We start from the raw sequence: 18,346 nt of genomic DNA, 5'->3' as shown, positions 1-18,346 counted from the left end.
GCCGTTCTATAAGCGAACGACAACCGGATTGGACCGATGCACAGCCTGATAAAACCGCAAAACCTCACCGCCACGCTGATGGGCAAGACCGGCGACGCCCTGCTGTGGCTGCTTGCCGCCCTGCATGTCACCGCCGTCGCAATCCTGCTCATGACCTTGCTTTCGCTGGGGCAAGCGGAAGCCGCGCAGCAGCAGATCACCTGCACCGGCAGCGACATTCTCGTGGAAATGCGCAAGACCGATCCGCAGGCCTTCGCAAAGATCGAGCAGGAAGCGGCCGCGATCCCCAACGGCAAGGGCAATTTCTGGCGCATCGAAAAGGCGGGAACGCCCACCTCCTATCTTCTCGGCACCATGCATGTCACCGATCCGCGTGTTCTGGAAATGCCTGCCGCCGCCAGCCCCGCCTTCGAAAAAGCCGCGACGGTGATCGTGGAATCGGACGAAATCGTCGATGACAAGAAGGTCGCGGCCTCGCTGCTGAGCAAGCCCGAACTCACCATGTTTCTGAATGGCAAATCGATCACCGACATCCTGTCGCCGGAAAATGTCGCGCGTCTGGAAAAGGGCCTCAAGGAGCGCGGCATCCCGCTGAACGCCGTTTCGAGAATGAAGCCGTGGATGCTTTCGAGCTTCGTCGCCCTTCCCGCCTGTGAGTTCGCCCGCAAGGCAACAGGCCTCTCCTTTCTGGACAAGAAGCTGGCCGAAGATGCCATCGCGGACGGAAAACACCTTGTCGGGCTGGAGACCATGGTGGAGCAGCTGACGGCCATGTCCGAGCTGCCGATGGAATTTCATCTTCAGGCGCTGATCGAAACACTCGAACTGGGCGACCGCATGGATGACATCATGACAACCATGACCGATCTCTATGTCGCCGGCGATATCGGCATGACCATGCCCATGCTGAAAAGCCTGGACCCCAAGAAGGCTGCAGCTGAAAGCGAACAGGGCTACGCCGCCTTCGAGCAGCGCATCATCACCGACCGCAACCATGTCATGGCGGAACGGGCGGCCCCCGAGCTTGCCAGGGGCAATGTTTTCATGGCCGTGGGCGCACTGCATTTGCCGGGCGAGGAAGGCCTTGTCGAACTGCTGCGCGCGGAAGGCTTCACCCTCACGCGGGTCGATTGACCCGCTCACTCACGATGCTGACAGGCCGGACATTGGCGCAGAACGGCCGCATCGTCGCCGGCACGATGCGGCGGTGAAACGGTCCGACGACAAGAAGATAAAGCCGCCCAAACAGGTTCTTGCGCCTGACGATGGTGGTGACACTCACCAGCTGGCTGTTTTCCTTCTCTTCGAGATCGACGACGATCCGGAAATCGAGATGGCGGTCGTCGAAGCCGAGCACAGTCCGCTGTGGTGTGGAGGACAGGACTGGAAAACCGCCTGCCGACGTCCCAGCCACCATTTCGACCGTTCTTAAACCGAAAAGCGCCACCACGCGGTTTCGAAGCGCCATAAGGCTGCGGATCCATACCGGAGGATGATCGAGAAGGAGCCGGCTCACATGGAGTGAGGACGGCTCCGGCGTCACCATCTCTCCCTGATAGCGATCCCGCCAGTCGGCACCCGGCAATATGTCTTCGAAATCCTGCATTCCTGAACCCCGGCCGCACGATGCGGCAAGGGTCACCTTCCTCTTTTTCCGAGAAACCGGAAACGCGACAAACCGCCGCTTAGCCGTGCGTCATACGCTTCAGGACATTGGTGCGCCAGTAGAACTGGTGAACCAGAACGGCGACGACGTGACCGGCGATCAACACCCACATCAGCGCCTTGAAGGGACCGGAATGCAACTGCCCAGCCGGCTGAGCGCCGAAGTAATACGCGGCAATACCGGACAGGGGCAGGACGAGGAACAGGGCATAAAAGGTGAAATGCGCCACCTTCGCCGCGATCTGAAACAGCCTCGGTTCTTCGGCGGGATGCGGCGGCACGCCCTGGAGGAAGCGTAGACAGAGGCGCAGCACCGCAAGCAGCAGAATGGTGAAGCCGACATAGGCGTGAATATTGGCCGAAGATACCTGTTCCGGCGTCAGTGTTTCGCCCCGCCGCATAAGCCGGTAAGCATGTTCCATCCCATCGGGAAACAACAGGTTGAAGAAGATCAGAAGCGCCATCGACCAATGAATGATGCGCTGCGGAACGGTGAAGGAAACTTGATTTGGAAACGCCATTTTATTGCCTTTTATCAAAAGGTTAGACAGGCTGTGGCGTGAGTATGGAAAACCCCGGCCTGCATGGCAAGCCGGGGTTTGGCAGATGACTGAAATTTAATGTTGGAGCAGCGGGCTCCAACACCGATCACATGTGGATCGGCTTGAAGAAGGTCGCCAGCGCCGCTTCCTTCACGGCTTCCGACATGGTCGGATGCGCATGGCAGGTACGGCCCAGATCTTCCGAGGAACCGCCGAATTCCATCAGTACGGTGATTTCGTGGATCATTTCGCCAGCGCCGAAGCCGACGATGTGACCACCAAGAACCCGGTCGGTTTCCTTGTCGGCAAGGATCTTCACGAAACCATCCGTCACCTGCATGGCGCGCGCGCGGCCATTGGCGGTGAAGGGGAACTTGCCGACCTTGTAGGCGATGCCTGCGGCCTTCAGTTCTTCTTCGGTCTTGCCGACGGAAGCGATTTCAGGCTGCGTATAGACCACGGCCGGAATGACGTCATAATTCACGTGACCACGCTGGCCGGCGAGGATTTCCGCGAGAGCAACGCCCTCGTCTTCCGCCTTGTGCGCCAGCATCGGACCCTTCACCACGTCGCCGATCGCATAGATGCCATCGACATTGGTCTTGTAGTGGCCGTCGATTTCGACGCGGCCGCGACTATCCAGCACAACGCCGGCTTCCGCAAGACCGAGACCTTCGGTGTAGGGCTTGCGACCGGTGGAGATCAGCACGACATTCGCTTCCAGCGTTTCGGCAGCGCCGCCCTTGACCGGCTCGAACACCACCTTTGCGCCGGCAGCGGTCTTTTCAACGGCCGTCACCTTCGCGCCGAGCTTGAAATCGAGACCCTGCTTGGCGAGCAGACGCTGGGCCTGCTTGGAAACTTCGCCATCCATGCCGCCGAGAATATTGTCGAGATATTCGACGACAGTGACCTTGGCGCCGAGACGCGACCAGACCGAACCGAGCTCGAGGCCGATGACGCCGCCGCCGACAACGATGAGCTTTTCCGGAACCTTGGAAAGAGCGATCGCGCCGGTGGAGGACACGATGACGCTTTCATCGATAGCGACCTGAACGCCCGGAATGCCGGCAACATCCGAACCGGTGGCGATGACTATGTTCTTGGCTTCGATTTCTTGGCTCTCGCCCTTGTCGTTGGTGACGGAAACCTTGCCGGCGGAAACCACCTTGCCGGTGCCCTGGAAGGTATCGATCTTGTTCTTCTTGAACAGGAAGGCGACGCCGTCGACATTGGCCTTCACCACGCCGTCCTTGTGGCCCATCATCTTTTCGAGGTTCAGCTTCGGCGCGGCGACTTCGATACCGAGCGAATCGACACCATGGGCGACATGGGCGAAGGTTTCGGACGCGTGCAGCAGCGCCTTGGACGGGATGCAGCCGACATTGAGGCAGGTGCCGCCATAGGTCGCGCGCTTTTCGATGACAGCGACCTTCAGGCCGAGCTGTGCCGCCTTGACCGCGCAAACGTAACCGCCGGGGCCTGTGCCGATTACAACTACATCATATGCCATGTTCGTTTTCCTGATTGATGTCGGGCAAGATGCCGGATCATTGCCCTGCTTGCGTTTGACCTGAAACTCAGGCCGCTTTTTCCGTTGCGAGTTTTATACCGAGAGCGATGAAGACCACACCGCTGGTGCGGTCGATCCATTGGCTGGCGCGCTGAAATGCGGCCCGCATGCGCGGCGTCGTCATGAACAGGCTGACACCGACGAACCACAGGATAAGGCAGCTCGCCATGACAAGACCGTATCCGAACTTGATGGCGACCGGCGTGTGAGCGTGAACCACTGTCGAAAAGATCGACAGGAAGAAAAACACCGGCTTGGGATTGAGCGCGTTCGCCGCGAAACCGAGCGTGAAAGCCTTAAGCGCCGTCTGGCTGCTTTTCGCCTGAACGCCTTCATCTTCAGCGGCGGGCAATTCGGTCTTGCCGGCGCGCAGCGCCTTGATGCCGATATAGATCAGATAGGCGACGCCCAGCCATTTGACGATGTTGAAGAGATAGATCGACTGGGAGATGATGAGGCCAAGTCCGAGGATCGTATAGGTGACGTGGAACATCAAAGACGTCCCCACCCCGAAGCTGGTGATGATGGCCTGTTTGCGACCATGCACCATGGCCTGGCGCATGACCATCGCGAGATCCGCGCCGGGCGAGACGATCGCAAAGGAGAAGATCGCCATCAGGGATGCAAGTTCGATGAGATATTGATGCATAGGCTCGACCTCAGATCAGCGCGACAAGCATGAGGACCAGACCGCCAAGGGACACGACCCACGCGATCGACCGCACATAGGGGACGCCTGCCAGATAAAGCGGGATGTAGACGATGCGCGCCATGGTCCATATCCAGCCGCCCGTCAGCCCCCAGCCGGAAGCGTCACCGGCGATCGCAAGAGCGAGAGTGAGACCGACGAAAGCCGGATAGGTCTCGCGAAAATTATCCGAGGCGCGCTGCGCACGCCCTGCAAACACCCCTTTGAGGTCCTGCCGGGTATCGCGCGCGCCCGCATTCCAGGCAAGGCCGAGTTCCCGCGTCGCGGACATGGCCTGAAGGCAGATATGCAGGAGAAGAAGAATGACGCTGAGCGCCAGCAGGAACACGAAAGGTCCATTCCCGCCGGCCAGGTTTTCCATCCCTCTTCTCCCCTGTTTCAGTCTTAGAGATCGAGAACCAGACGTTCCGGATCTTCCAGGCTTTCCTTGACGCGGACGAGGAAGGTCACGGCTTCCTTGCCGTCAACGATACGGTGATCGTAGGAGAGCGCAAGATACATCATCGGACGGATGACGACCTGACCGCCGATGGCGACCGGACGCTCCTGGATCTTGTGCATACCGAGGATGCCCGACTGCGGTGCATTGAGGATCGGCGAAGACATCAGCGAACCGTAGACACCGCCATTGGTGATGGTGAAGGTGCCACCCTGCATGTCGGCCATGCCGAGCGAACCGTCACGCGCTGCCTTGGCGAGGCGGCCGAGTTCCTTTTCGACGCCGGCGATGGAGAGCTGGTCGGCATCGCGGATGACCGGAACGACGAGACCCTTGTCGGTGCCAACAGCCATGCCGACGTGACAATAGTTCTTGTAGATGATGTCCGTGCCGTCGATTTCAGCGTTGACGGCCGGCAGTTCCTTCAGCGCGTGAGTCACGGCCTTGGTGAAGAAGCCCATGAAGCCGAGCTTGACGCCATGCTTCTTCTCGAACACGTCCTTGTAACGGTTACGCAGGTCCATGACGGCGCTCATGTCCACCTCGTTATAGGTGGTCAGCATGGCGGCGGTGTTCTGCGCATCCTTCAGGCGACGGGCGATCGTCTGACGCAGGCGGGTCATCTTCACGCGCTCTTCGCGAACGGCATCCTGCTCGGCGGACACCGGGCGGGGGGCCGCGGCGGGAGCCGGCGCGGCGGCCGGTGCCGAAACGCCCTTGGCGACAGCGGCGAGAACGTCACCCTTCAGAACCTGACCGCGCTTGCCCGAACCGTCGACCTGATCGGCGGACAGGTTGTTTTCAGCAAGCAGCTTGCCGGCGGCAGGTGCGGGCGGCATGGAGCCGGTTGCCGGCGCGGCAACGGCGGCAGGAGCAGGTGCGGCAGCCGCAGCAGGCTTTGCCGGTTCTGCGGCAGGTGCAGAGGTCGCTGCACCGGCAGCACCTTCGGCGATCTGGCCGAGAAGCGCGTCGAGACCGACGGTCTCGCCGTTCTGCGCAACGATTTCGGTGAGAACGCCGGACGCAGGCGCCGGGACTTCGACGGTAACCTTGTCGGTTTCCAGTTCAACGAGCGGTTCGTCGGCCTTGACGGTATCGCCGACCTTCTTGAACCAGGTGCCGACGGTCGCTTCGCTGACGGATTCGCCGAGGGTTGGTACGCGGATTTCAGTGGCCATGATCTAGTTCCGTTATTCAGGTGTCTTTTTTGCGGGGCGATGCGGGAGAGCTTTTACTCTCCCAGCGCGTCTTCCAGGAACGCAGCAAGCTGCGCCAGGTGCTTGGACATCAGGCCGGTCGCCGGAGAGGCGGCAGCCGGACGGCCCGTGTAACGGACCTTCTGGTACTTGGCGTCGATATGCGCCAGGACCCATTCCAGGTAGGGATCGATGAACGACCACGCACCCATGTTCTTCGGCTCTTCCTGGCACCAGACCATTTCCGCATTGCGGAAACGCGACAGCTCGTTGATGAGCGCCTTGGCCGGGAACGGGTAAAGCTGTTCGATACGCAGCAGGTAGATATCGTCGATACCGCGCTTTTCGCGTTCCTCGAGCAGATCGTAATAGACCTTGCCCGTGCACATGACGACGCGGCGGATCTTCGAATCCTTCTGCAGCTTGATCGGACCGTCCTTGATGACTTCAGCATCGTCCCACAGGAGACGGTGGAAGGAGGACTCGCCTGCAAGCTCGGCCAGCGAAGAGGTGGCGCGCTTGTGACGCAGCAGCGACTTTGGCGTCATCAGGATCAGCGGCTTGCGGAAGTCGCGCTTCACCTGGCGGCGCAGGATGTGGAAGTAGTTGGCCGGCGTCGTGCAGTTGGCAACCTGCATATTGTCTTCGGCGCACATCTGCAGCCAGCGCTCCAGACGGGCGGACGAATGTTCCGGGCCCTGACCTTCGTAACCATGCGGCAGAAGGCAGACGAGACCGGACATGCGCAGCCACTTGCGTTCACCCGACGAGATGAACTGGTCGAACACCACCTGCGCGCCGTTGGCGAAGTCGCCGAACTGGGCTTCCCAAAGGGTCAGCGCGTTCGGACGGGCCAGCGAGTAGCCGTATTCGAAACCGAGAACGGCTTCTTCCGAAAGCATCGAGTTGATGACTTCGTAACGGGCCTGCGTCGGAGAAAGGTTGGCGAGCGGAATATAACGTTCTTCGGTCTCCTGATCGTAGAGGACCGAGTGACGCTGCGAGAAGGTGCCGCGTTCGCAATCCTGACCGGAAAGACGGATCTTGTGGCCGTCGGCAACGAGCGAACCGAACGCAAGCGCTTCCGCCATTGCCCAGTCGATGCCTTCGCCCGTCTCGACCATCTGCGAGCGGTTTTCCATGAAGCGCTGGATCGTGCGGTGGGCGCTGAAGCCTTCCGGAATGGTCGACAGCTTCTTGCCGATCTCCTTGAGCTGCTTCATCGGTACGCCGGTCTTGCCGCGACGCTGCTCATCGGCATTGTCGGCAGCGCGCAGACCCGACCACTGACCGTCCAGCCAGTCGGCCTTGTTCGGCTTGTAGGACTGGCCTGCCTCGAATTCCTGTTCCAGATGAGCACGCCAGTCGGCCTTCATCTTCTCGAATTCGCCTTCGTTCATCAGGCCTTCCGCGATCAGGCGGTCGGCATAGATGCGCGCGACTGTCTTGTGGCCACGGATAACCTTGTACATTTTCGGCTGCGTGAACGCCGGCTCATCGCCTTCGTTATGGCCGAAGCGGCGGTAGCAGAACATGTCGATGACGACAGGCTTGTGAAACTTCATACGGTATTCGGTCGCAACCTTGGCCGCATAGGTCACCGCTTCCGGATCGTCACCATTGACGTGGAAGATCGGCGCTTCGATCATCTTGGCGACGTCGGACGGATAGGGCGACGAACGCGAGAAGGCCGGGTTCGTCGTGAAGCCGATCTGGTTGTTGATGATGAAGTGCATGGTGCCGGCAACGCGGTGACCGCGCAGACCGGAAAGGCCGAGAATTTCCGCAACCACGCCCTGACCCGCAAAGGCGGCATCGCCGTGCAGCAGGAGCGGCAGCACCTTGGCGCGTTCCGACAGCGGAATGATGTCGCCGTCCCATACCTTGGCCAGCTGGTCCTGCTTGGCGCGGGCCTTGCCCATGACAACGGGGTTGACGATTTCAAGGTGCGACGGGTTGGCCGTCAGCGACAGGTGAACCTTGTTGCCGTCGAATTCGCGGTCGGAGGAGGCACCGAGGTGATACTTCACGTCGCCCGAACCTTCGACATCGTCAGGCTTGAACGAACCGCCTTTGAACTCGTGGAACACGGCGCGATGCGGCTTGCCCATCACGTTGGTCAGAACGTTCAGGCGACCGCGGTGGGCCATGCCGAGAACGACTTCTTCCAGACCTTCCTGGCCGCCGCGCTTGATGATCTGCTCCAGCGCCGGGATCAGCGATTCACCGCCATCGAGGCCGAAACGCTTGGTGCCCTTGAAGCGCACGTCGAGGAACTGCTCGTAGCCTTCGGCTTCGACCAGCTTGGACAGAATGGCCTTCTTGCCTTCAGCCGTGAAGGCGACGCCCTTGTCCGGACCTTCGATACGTTCCTGAATCCAGCCTTTTTCTTCCGGGCTGGACATGTGCATGAATTCGACGCCGATGGTGGAGCAGTAGGTACGCTCCAGAATATCGATCATCTCGCGCACGGTCGCATATTCGAGGCCGAGCACGTTATCGATGAAAATCTTGCGGTCGTAATCGCTTTCCTCGAAGCCGTAGGACTTCGGCGACAGCTCGTTGTAATCCTCAACCGCGACCGCGATACCGAGCGGATCGAGCTTGGCATGCAGGTGGCCGCGCATGCGGTAGGCGCGGATCATCATGATGGCGCGAACGCTGTCACGGGTCGCCTGCAGAACTTCCGCCTGGCTGACCGGCTTGCCGGTGTCGGCGCTCTTGGCCTCAGCTTTCGCCTGAACCTTCTTCTCGATGGCCTTTTCGACCGTGGCCCAGTTGCCGTCGAGTGCGGATACCAGTTCGCCATTCGCCGGGATAGGCCAGTTGGCGCGCTTCCAGGAGGCGCCCTTGGCCGCCTTCTTCACGTCTTCCGGATTATCGGACAACGCCTTGAAGAAGCTCTGCCACTCCGGCGACACGGAAGAGGGGTCCTCTTCGTACCGGGCATAGAGCTGCTCGATATAGGCTGCATTCGCGCCGTCCAGAAACGACGTGATCTGAAACTGCTCGTTCGCTTCTTGCCTTGCCATTGTGTTCTTGCGGACTTATCCGTCCGCCTCCTCGATGCCGTTAGGGCCGTTCGCCGGCCTGCCGCTTTGATTATTGCTGTCTGCCGCCGGGGCGGTATGCCGTTCTGTCTGTCGTTCCTTGCGGCATCGGGCAGCGTGGCATTGAAGCCGCGCCGCCCGTTACCGATGTCATGTGGTCTCAGCCCTTGAGGACTTCAACCAGCGTCTTGCCGAGGCGCGCCGGAGAGGGCGATACCTTGATGCCGGCCGCTTCCATGGCTGCGATCTTGGACTCTGCGTCACCCTTGCCGCCGGAAACGACAGCGCCGGCGTGGCCCATGGTGCGGCCCTTCGGAGCCGTACGACCTGCGATGAAGCCAGCCATCGGCTTCTTGCGACCCTTCTTGGCTTCGTCGATCAGGAACTGCGCCGCATCTTCTTCAGCCGAGCCGCCGATTTCGCCGATCATGATGATCGACTGCGTGGCGTCGTCGGCGAGGAACATTTCCAGCACGTCGATGAACTCGGTGCCCTTGACCGGGTCGCCGCCGATGCCGACAGCCGTGGTCTGGCCGAGGCCTTCGTTGGAGGTCTGGAACACGGCTTCATAGGTGAGCGTGCCCGAACGCGAAACGATACCGACCGAACCCTTGCGGAAGATGGAGCCCGGCATGATACCGATCTTGCATTCTTCCGGCGTCAGGATACCCGGGCAGTTCGGGCCGAGCAGGCGCGACTTGGAGCGGTCGAGGCGAGCCTTGACGCGAACCATGTCCATGACCGGGATACCTTCGGTGATGCAGGTGATGAACGGAATTTCCGCATCGATGGCTTCGATGATGGCATCTGCTGCACCTGCCGGCGGAACGTAGATCACGGATGCGTCTGCACCGGTCTTTTCCTTGGCTTCGGCAACCGTTGCGAAGATCGGCAGGGTTTCACCCTTGGAGCCGGTCCAGGTTTCGCCACCCTTCTTCGGGTGGATACCGCCGACCATCTGCGTGCCGTAATAGGCAAGCGCCTGTTCGGTGTGGAAGGTGCCGGTCTTGCCGGTCAGACCCTGAACAAGGATCTTCGTGTCTTTATTAACAAGAATAGACATTATTTCCGGTCCCTCAATTAGCCGTTGATCGCCGCGACGATCTTCTTGGCTGCGTCGTCCAGATCGTCAGCAGCCGTAATCGCAAGGCCAGATTCGTTGAGAAGCTTCTTGCCAAGTTCGACGTTGGTGCCTTCGAGGCGAACAACGAGCGGAACCTGCAAACCAACTTCCTTCACCGCGGCGATCACGCCCTCGGCGATGACGTCGCACTTCATGATGCCGCCGAAGATGTTGACGAGGATGCCCTCGACCTTCGGGTCGGCCGTGATGATCTTGAAGGCTGCCGCAACCTTCTCCTTGCCGGCGCCGCCGCCGACGTCGCAGAAGTTAGCCGGCTCTTTGCCGTAAAGCTTGATGATATCCATCGTCGCCATGGCGAGACCGGCGCCGTTGACCATGCAGCCGATGTTGCCGTCGAGGGCCACGTAAGCGAGGTCCCACTTGGAGGCTTCGATTTCCTTGGCGTCTTCTTCGGTCTCGTCGCGCAGCGCCTTGACGTCGTCATGGCGGAACAGCGCGTTGCCGTCGAAGGACATCTTGGCGTCGAGAACGCGCAGATGGCCATTTTCCATGACGATCAGCGGGTTGACCTCGAGGAGAGCCATGTCCTTCTCGTTGAAGGCCTTGTAGAGGATCGGGAAAAGCGCCTTGGCGTCTTCCGCAGCAACGCCATCAAGCGCGAGAGCCTTGGAGATCGCAGCAACGTCGGCGTCGCTCACACCCTTTTCCGGGTTGATGGCGATGGTGTGGATCTTCTCGGGCGTGTCGTGGGCGACAGCTTCGATGTCCATGCCGCCTTCCGTGGAAACCACGAAAGCAACCTGGCCGACGGAACGATCAACCAGCAGCGAGCAGTAAAGTTCGCGGGCAATGTCCGCGCCGTCTTCGATGTAGAGACGGTTGACCTGCTTGCCGGCTTCACCGGTCTGCGCCGTTACCAGCGTGTTGCCGAGCATGTCCTTCGCGTGGGAAACGACTTCTTCGATGGACTTCGCCAGACGAACGCCGCCCTTGGCGTCCGGGCCGAGTTCCTTGAACTTGCCCTTGCCGCGGCCGCCAGCGTGAATCTGGCTCTTGACGACGTAGAGCGGGCCGGGAAGCTGCTTGGCGGCAGCTTCGGCTTCTTCGACCTTGAGAATGGCAACGCCTTCAGCAACCGGCGCGCCGTAGCCCTTCAGAAGAGCCTTGGCCTGATATTCGTGAATATTCATGGAATAATCCCTGTTTGGAGCCGCTAGGCTATTACTTCAGCGACGGAGCGATGTTGACGCAGGCTTCGCAAAGACCAGCGACAGCGCCGACGGATTTCTGGAAGGCGGCTTCTTCTTCCTTATTGAGTTCGATCTCGATGATGCGCTCGATACCGCCGGCACCGATGATGGTGGGAACGCCGACATACATGTCGTCGACGCCATACTGGCCCGAGAGGTGGGCAGCGGCGGGGAGAACGCGCTTCTTGTCCTTGAGGTAGGATTCAGCCATTTCGATTGCCGAAGCAGCCGGCGCGTAGTAGGCCGAACCGGTCTTTAGCAGGCCGACGATTTCCGCACCGCCGTCACGGGTGCGCTGGATGATCTGCTCGAGGCGCTCGGCGGTCAGCCAGCCCATCTTGACGAGATCGGTCAGCGGAACGCCGGCAACCGTGGAGTAACGTGCGAGCGGCACCATGGTGTCGCCGTGGCCGCCGAGAACGAAGGCGGTGACGTCTTCAACCGAAACGTTGAATTCTTCGGCGAGGAACAGGCGGAAACGCGCGCTGTCGAGAACGCCGGCCATGCCGACGACCTTGTTCTTCGGCAGGCCGGAGAACTTCTGCAGTGCCCAGACCATGGCGTCGAGCGGGTTGGTGATGCAGATGACGAAAGCGTTCGGGGCATATTTCTTGATGCCGGCGCCGACCTGCTCCATGACCTTGAGGTTGATGCCGAGAAGATCGTCGCGGCTCATGCCCGGCTTGCGGGCAACGCCGGCGGTGACGATGCAGACGTCAGCGCCTTCGATGGCGGCGTAATCGGAAGCGCCGGTGAGCTTTGCATTGAAGCCTTCAACCGGGCCGGACTGGGCAATATCCAGACCCTTGCCCTGCGGGATGCCGTCGGCAATATCGAAGAGGACGATATCGCCCAGTTCCTTCAGGCTGGCGAGATGCGCCAGCGTGCCGCCGATCATGCCAGAACCAATAAGTGCAATTTTTTTGCGAGCCATCGAATGCTTCCTCTTGAGCTTCAATTCAATTTCACCGCGCCAAACCGGCAGCCAAATTGTCGCACTCCGATTAGCCCCATTGGCTAAAATTGGCAATAGATTCTTTTCTGGTGAATATTTTCAATCGTTTAGATCATTATTTTCTTACGTAAACGTAAGAAAATACGTCACGAAAGTGTCAAACTTTCTGGCGTTTTTCGTGGTGCAGCGCCAGATAATCCGCACTGCGCATTTCAAACAGGCGCGAGGCGGTGCGATCGAACTCGAAACCTTCGGTCCCTTTGCGCTTGCCGAGCAGGTCTTCCGGCATGGCGGCAGCGGAGGCAAAAAGCCGGACGCTGTGGTCGTAAAGCGCATCGATGAGAATGATGAAACGCTTGGTCTCGTTGCGCTTGTCCGCGTTCAAGAACGGAATGTGATCGATGAAGACCGTATCGAAACGATTGGCGATGGCAAGGAAGTCGGAAGCCCCAAGCGGCTTTTCGCAGAGATCGGAAAAGGAAAAACGGGCAACCCGGCCGCTGGCGCGCGGCACCAGAATGGAACGGCCCTTCATCGGTATCTCGGTCGGTGCAACGAGGTGACCGGCAATCATGTGCCGCCAGGCCATGTCCATCGCCTGATCCGCCGAACCGTCGAGCGGCGTGACATAGACGGGCAGGCTTTCCAGCTTCTCCATCCGGTAATCGGTGGGGCTGTCCAGCGTCACCACCTCCACATGCTTCTTCAAGAGATCGACGAACGGCAGGAACAGGCCGCGATTGAGACCATCCTTGTAGAGATTGTCCGGCACGACATTGGACGTCGTCACCAATGTGCAGCCATTGGCGAAGAGTTCACTGAACAGCCGGGCGAGGATCATCGCATCGGCAATATCCGTGACGGTGAACTCGTCGAAGCAAAGAAGCTCCGCTTCCGCCAGGAGCTGGGCGGCGACGGGCGGAATCGGATCGGCCTGTTTGGTTTCGCCATTCTTCAGCTTCTGCCGATGCGCATGCACGCGATTGTGCACATCCGCCATGAATTCATGAAAATGGCAGCGGCGTTTGGAGGAAACGGGCGCCATCTCATAGAACATGTCCATCAGCATCGTCTTGCCGCGGCCGACGCTGCCATAGACATATAGTCCCTTGACGGCTGCCGCAGGCCCGGACTTGCGCGCAAACATCCAGCCGAGCGCACTCTTCTTCTTGGCGGGCTTGCGCGCCTTCAGATCGGCAAGGATACGGTCCAGATGCGCCGCCACGCCAAGCTGGGCGGCATCGGCCTGCAAGGTGCCAGCTGCCGTCAATGCGTTGAGCTGTTCAACGACACTATGATTGTAGTCAGGCAAGGGCTTCATGGATAAACGCCTCGGACGCGGGCGCACAAAAGCACCCGCGACGAATGGACAGGCTTAAAGCGAAAAGAGCGTTCCGGCTGCACCGGAAAGACTCATCGGCTGAGGCTGAGCGGCTGGCCGCTATTGGTGGTGCCATCAAAGCGCGCATCGGCACTCTTGTAGACGCGGCCAATCGTGTCACCCGAACGGTTCTTGAAGAGAACCATCTTGCCGGACACTTCCCAGGACCCCATCGCCGTCAGCTCACCCGCGCAACCGCGCGTGCCGCCACGCGAGCCGCTGCCGAGATTGGTGAGCGTCAGGAACATGTCGCAATTGGCGCCGCCATTGGAAACGCGCCAGTTGCCGACCATGGATTCCTTGGTAACGTCAAGTGCGGCTGCAGGCGGAGCGGCAGAAGCGACACTGGTTCCGCCAGGGGCGGTCGAGGCAGGTGCCGACGGGAACTGGCCGCCCGTGGCGCCACCGGGCGGCGGCAGGGCGCCGGACTGGACGGAGGGCACCGGCTGCGCCTGCAAAGGCGGCGTATAACCGGGATTGTTGCTGGCGTTGTTGTTGTAATCGTAGGAGGTACGTTGGCAACCGGCGAGAGTCATCACAACCGCAAGGCCCGTCACCACATATCTGAATTGCATATCAAGCTCCCGATTCTCTCGCTTCCGGAAAGATCATGATCAAACAAGAAGGCTGAATTATTACCAAAGCCTTATCTTGCGCAAGCGATGGCCGGGATAATTACCATTTCGGTCGATTTTTACCGAATTTTCCCACGCCGGGTTGTAAAAAGGGCCACGGTCGAGACCGCGGCCCGCTAAATTTTCTGTCGTCAGCGAATCGCCTTTAAACGCGGCGCTCGACCATCATCTTCTTGATTTCCGCGATCGCCTTGGCCGGATTTAGACCCTTCGGGCAAGCCTGCGCGCAGTTCATGATGGTGTGGCAGCGGTAAAGGCGGAACGGGTCCTCGAGATTGTCCAGACGCTCGCCGGTTGCCTCATCGCGGCTGTCAATCAGCCAGCGATAGGCCTGCAGCAGAACGGCCGGACCAAGATAACGGTCGCCATTCCACCAGTAGCTGGGACAGGAGGTGGAGCAGCAGGCGCAGAGAATGCACTCATAAAGACCGTCCAGCTTCAGGCGGTCCTCATGGCTCTGCTTCCACTCCTTGGCGGGCGTCGGCGAAACCGTCTTCAACCATGGCTCGATGGAGCGGTGCTGGGCGTAGAAGTTCGACAGATCGGGAACGAGGTCCTTCACGACAGGCATATGCGGCAGCGGATAAACCTTCACCGTGCCGTTAATCTCTTCCATGCCCTTGGTGCAGGCGAGCGTGTTGGTGCCGTCGATGTTCATGGCGCAGGAGCCGCAGATGCCTTCGCGGCAGGAGCGGCGCAGCGTCAGCGTCGGGTCGATATTGTTCTTGATGTAGAGAAGCGCATCGAGAACCATTGGCCCGCAATCGTCGACATCGATATAATAGGTATCGATGCGCGGGTTCTGGCCGTCATCCGGGTTCCAGCGATAGATCCGGTATTCGCGCACATTCTTGGCGCCGTCCGGCTTCGGCCAGACCTTGCCTTCGCTGATCTGGGAATTCTTGGGGAGAGCGAGTTCAACCATATCCAGTTCCTCAAATCAGTAGACACGCGCCTTCGGCTCGATCTTTTTCGGATCGATACCGTCGGCGATGAGGTCGGTGTGAACAGGGCGGTAGTCGAGCTTGACGTCGCCCTCCGGGCTGACCCAGGCAAGCGTGTGCTTGCGCCAGTTCACATCGTCGCGACCGGCGAACGGACCGTCGACGAAATCCTCGCGGGCGTGCGAACCGCGGCTTTCCTTGCGCGCTTCCGCGCCATAGACCGTGGTGATCGCATTGGCCATGAGGTTGTGCAGCTCGAGCGTCTCGACCAGATCGGAGTTCCAGACCATCGAACGGTCGGTGACCTTGACGTCAGGCAGTTCCTTCCAGATGGCGGAAAGACGCTGGCAACCGCTTTCCAGCGATTCCTGCGTGCGGAACACGGCCGCGTCGTCCTGCATGGCGCGCTGCATCTTGTCGCGCAGCACCGCCGTCGGCGTCGAGCCGTTGGCGTAACGCAGGCCGTTGAAGCGCTCCATGATCTTGTCGCAGGCAGCCGTATCGAGAGCGGGAACCGCCTCGTCACGGTTGATGACCTGGGCGGCGCGGATCGCCGCTGCACGGCCGAAGACCACGAGGTCGATCAGCGAGTTGGAACCGAGGCGGTTGGCGCCATGAACCGAGGCGCAGCCGGCTTCGCCAACAGCCATCAGGCCGGGCGCGATACGTTCCGGGTTGTTGGCATCGGCATTCAGCACTTCACCCCAATAATTGGTCGGAATGCCGCCCATATTGTAGTGAACCGTCGGCAGGACCGGGATCGGCTCGCGGGTCACGTCGACGCCCGCAAAAATCTTCGCGCTTTCGGAAATGCCCGGAAGACGCTCATGCAGGATCGCCGGATCGAGGTGATCGAGGTGCAGGAAGATGTGGTCCTTGTTCTTGCCGACGCCGCGGCCTTCACGGATTTCCATCGTCATGCAGCGCGAGACAACGTCACGCGAGGCGAGGTCCTTGGCGGAAGGCGCATAACGCTCCATGAAGCGCTCGCCTTCGGAGTTGACGAGATAACCGCCTTCGCCGCGTGCACCTTCGGTGATCAGGCAGCCTGCGCCATAAATACCGGTCGGGTGGAATTGCACGAATTCCATGTCCTGAAGCGGCAGGCCTGCGCGAGCGATCATGCCGCCGCCGTCGCCGGTGCAGGTATGGGCCGAGGTCGCCGAGAAATAGGCGCGGCCGTAACCGCCGGTCGCCAGAACCACCATCTTGGCGGCAAAGCGATGGATCGTGCCGTCATCGAGGTTCCAGGCAACGACGCCGGTGCAACGGCCATCCGGAGACATGATGAGGTCGAGCGCGAAATATTCGATGAAGAATTCCGCATTGTTGCGCAGCGACTGGCCATAAAGCGTGTGCAGAATGGCGTGACCGGTACGGTCAGCGGCGGCGCAGGTGCGCTGCACCGGCGGGCCTTCGCCGTAATTCTGCATGTGACCGCCGAACGGGCGCTGATAGATCTTGCCTTCTTCGTTGCGCGAGAAAGGCACGCCGTAATGTTCCAGCTCATAGACCGCCTTCGGCGCTTCCATGGCGAGATATTGCATCGCATCGACGTCGCCCAGCCAGTCGGAGCCCTTTACGGTGTCGTAAAGGTGCCACTGCCAACAGTCGGGCGTCATGTTGGTGAGCGATGCGGCGATGCCGCCCTGCGCCGCAACCGTGTGGGAGCGCGTCGGGAAAACCTTGGTGATGCAAGCCGTGCGGAAACCCTGTTCCGCCATGCCGAGCGTTGCGCGCAGACCCGCGCCGCCGGCGCCCACCACGATCACATCATAGGAGTGATCGACATAGGTGTAGGCCTTGCCATTCTGGGAAGGTGAACTGATCGATGCCATGGCGGACTTATCCTGCGAATGCGATTTTCAGAATGGCGAAGATGCAAAGACCGCCAATGAGAACCGCGAAAAACATATTGAGCATCAGAAGAACGAGCTTCGAAACCTCGGCGTGAATGTAGTCTTCAATGATGACCTGCATGCCGAGCTTCATGTGGATGAGGCCGGAAACCAAAACCAGAGCCATGATGACCGCAACGAGCGGGTTCGACAGCGCCGCAACGACTTCAGGATAGGGCGCGCCGGCATATCTGATGAGGAAGACGACAAAGAAGATGAGCAACGGAACGTTGGCGACCGCAGTCACGCGCTGACGCCAGAAATGGTCGGTGCCTTCCTTGGCGGAGCCGAGGCCGCGAACCTTTCCGAGAGGTGTACGCATATCCATGAAAAATCTCCTCAGCGCACGATCAGGGCAATGACCCAGATCAGCGCGGTCAGACAGATCGACACCACCCACGAGGCCTTCGCCAGCTTGGTGGTAAAGTGCTTTTCGAAGCCGTAGCCCAGATCCCACATGAAATGGCGAAGGCCGCCAAGCATGTGATGAACCAAAGCCCAGGTGTATCCGATCAGGATGAGCCTGCTGATGATCGTACCCATCGCCCAGTTGACCCAGTCGTAATAAGCAGGACCCGAGGCGATAGCGATCAGCCACCAGGCAACCAGAAGCGTTCCGAAATAAAGCGCGCCGCCCGTGATGCGGTGCACGATGGATGCAACCATCGTCGGAATCAGCTTGTAAACTTGAAGATGCGGCGACAGAGGCCGGTTATTAGTCGCATTCGCCATCAGAACCTCGCGGCGTTTTCCCGTGCGCCCATCAGACAGGACGCCCCCAAGCAACAGCACATGACGAAAGAATGTGCATTGCACCAACCGCGACGTTTAATCACATGGGAGCATCACGACAAGCACATTTCATGGCCGATTCCAATTTAATCGATTGGTTCACGAATTTTTTTTGGAATTTTTTTGCGTCAAAATAAAAAATCGAGCGTTTCCAAGATTTACGCCCCTAAAATATTTACCTTTACGTAATTCATGAATCGTGTAATTTACCTTTGGTTAACCAAGAAAATCCG

Annotated in this window: 17 protein-coding genes; 1 reads left to right on the top strand and 16 read right to left on the bottom strand. The window is 59.8% G+C overall.

Annotated elements, in window-relative coordinates; all coding sequences use genetic code 11:
- The first annotated feature begins 36 nt into the window (after nucleotides 1–36).
- Nucleotides 37–1,134, top strand: coding sequence for a TraB/GumN family protein (locus L901_RS20725; protein ID WP_059759918.1), 1,098 nt, complete (start codon nucleotides 37–39; stop codon nucleotides 1,132–1,134).
- Here L901_RS20725 and L901_RS20720 read toward each other — a convergent pair.
- From L901_RS20720 to sdhC, 16 genes are all read right to left on the bottom strand, one after another.
- Nucleotides 1,118–1,606, bottom strand: coding sequence for a DUF2867 domain-containing protein (locus L901_RS20720; RefSeq protein WP_059759916.1), 489 nt, complete (start codon nucleotides 1,604–1,606; stop codon nucleotides 1,118–1,120). The two genes, L901_RS20725 and L901_RS20720, sit on opposite strands and share 17 nt — an antisense overlap.
- A gap of 79 nt (nucleotides 1,607–1,685) precedes the next feature.
- Nucleotides 1,686–2,186: a cytochrome b gene (locus L901_RS20715; RefSeq protein ID WP_059759915.1), complete on the bottom strand. Its 501-nt coding sequence runs from the start codon at nucleotides 2,184–2,186 to the stop codon at nucleotides 1,686–1,688.
- Nucleotides 2,187–2,313: 127 nt separating this feature from the next.
- Entirely contained in the window at nucleotides 2,314–3,720 is a 1,407-nt protein-coding gene (gene lpdA, locus L901_RS20710; protein ID WP_059759913.1) for a dihydrolipoyl dehydrogenase, read from the bottom strand.
- A 67-nt stretch (nucleotides 3,721–3,787) separates the two neighbouring features.
- Nucleotides 3,788–4,429 (bottom strand): LysE family translocator, encoded by a 642-nt coding sequence (locus tag L901_RS20705; RefSeq protein ID WP_059759911.1) that lies wholly within the window; start codon nucleotides 4,427–4,429, stop codon nucleotides 3,788–3,790.
- A 10-nt stretch (nucleotides 4,430–4,439) separates the two neighbouring features.
- The gene (locus tag L901_RS20700) at nucleotides 4,440–4,850 is read right to left on the bottom strand and encodes an MAPEG family protein (RefSeq protein ID WP_003523517.1); all 411 of its coding nucleotides are present in this window, start codon (nucleotides 4,848–4,850) and stop codon (nucleotides 4,440–4,442) included.
- Nucleotides 4,851–4,873: 23 nt separating this feature from the next.
- Nucleotides 4,874–6,106 carry a 2-oxoglutarate dehydrogenase complex dihydrolipoyllysine-residue succinyltransferase gene (gene odhB, locus L901_RS20695; RefSeq protein WP_035263525.1) on the bottom strand — a complete coding sequence of 411 codons (1,233 nt, stop codon included), beginning with the start codon at nucleotides 6,104–6,106 and terminating at the stop codon, nucleotides 4,874–4,876.
- A 53-nt stretch (nucleotides 6,107–6,159) separates the two neighbouring features.
- Nucleotides 6,160–9,156 carry a 2-oxoglutarate dehydrogenase E1 component gene (locus L901_RS20690; protein ID WP_035263524.1) on the bottom strand — a complete coding sequence of 999 codons (2,997 nt, stop codon included), beginning with the start codon at nucleotides 9,154–9,156 and terminating at the stop codon, nucleotides 6,160–6,162.
- A gap of 178 nt (nucleotides 9,157–9,334) precedes the next feature.
- Nucleotides 9,335–10,237 carry a succinate--CoA ligase subunit alpha gene (sucD, locus tag L901_RS20685; RefSeq protein WP_006698231.1) on the bottom strand — a complete coding sequence of 301 codons (903 nt, stop codon included), beginning with the start codon at nucleotides 10,235–10,237 and terminating at the stop codon, nucleotides 9,335–9,337.
- Between the two features lie 17 nt (nucleotides 10,238–10,254).
- On the bottom strand, nucleotides 10,255–11,448 hold the full coding sequence (gene sucC / locus L901_RS20680) for an ADP-forming succinate--CoA ligase subunit beta (RefSeq protein WP_059759909.1): 1,194 nt from the start codon (nucleotides 11,446–11,448) through the stop codon (nucleotides 10,255–10,257).
- Nucleotides 11,449–11,479: 31 nt separating this feature from the next.
- Entirely contained in the window at nucleotides 11,480–12,442 is a 963-nt protein-coding gene (gene mdh, locus L901_RS20675) for a malate dehydrogenase (protein ID WP_003523512.1), read from the bottom strand.
- Between the two features lie 178 nt (nucleotides 12,443–12,620).
- A complete protein-coding gene (gene zapE / locus L901_RS20670) occupies nucleotides 12,621–13,784 on the bottom strand; it encodes a cell division protein ZapE (RefSeq protein ID WP_035263522.1) in 1,164 nt (387 codons plus the stop codon).
- A 92-nt stretch (nucleotides 13,785–13,876) separates the two neighbouring features.
- The gene (locus tag L901_RS20665) at nucleotides 13,877–14,419 is read right to left on the bottom strand and encodes a protease inhibitor Inh/omp19 family protein (protein WP_059759908.1); all 543 of its coding nucleotides are present in this window, start codon (nucleotides 14,417–14,419) and stop codon (nucleotides 13,877–13,879) included.
- 205 nt (nucleotides 14,420–14,624) lie between these two features.
- Nucleotides 14,625–15,404 carry a succinate dehydrogenase iron-sulfur subunit gene (locus tag L901_RS20660; protein ID WP_003523509.1) on the bottom strand — a complete coding sequence of 260 codons (780 nt, stop codon included), beginning with the start codon at nucleotides 15,402–15,404 and terminating at the stop codon, nucleotides 14,625–14,627.
- 15 nt (nucleotides 15,405–15,419) lie between these two features.
- Nucleotides 15,420–17,261: a succinate dehydrogenase flavoprotein subunit gene (gene sdhA / locus L901_RS20655; protein ID WP_003523508.1), complete on the bottom strand. Its 1,842-nt coding sequence runs from the start codon at nucleotides 17,259–17,261 to the stop codon at nucleotides 15,420–15,422.
- Nucleotides 17,262–17,268: 7 nt separating this feature from the next.
- Nucleotides 17,269–17,649: a succinate dehydrogenase, hydrophobic membrane anchor protein gene (sdhD, locus tag L901_RS20650; protein WP_020811956.1), complete on the bottom strand. Its 381-nt coding sequence runs from the start codon at nucleotides 17,647–17,649 to the stop codon at nucleotides 17,269–17,271.
- Between the two features lie 11 nt (nucleotides 17,650–17,660).
- Nucleotides 17,661–18,053, bottom strand: coding sequence for a succinate dehydrogenase, cytochrome b556 subunit (gene sdhC / locus L901_RS20645; RefSeq protein WP_059759906.1), 393 nt, complete (start codon nucleotides 18,051–18,053; stop codon nucleotides 17,661–17,663).
- Between the last annotated feature and the right edge of the window lie 293 nt (nucleotides 18,054–18,346).

Source organism: Agrobacterium sp. D14, assembly GCF_001526505.1.
In the GTDB taxonomy this organism is placed as follows: Bacteria; Pseudomonadota; Alphaproteobacteria; order Rhizobiales; family Rhizobiaceae; genus Agrobacterium; species Agrobacterium leguminum.
This window is presented reverse-complemented; position numbering and strand designations above follow the sequence as displayed.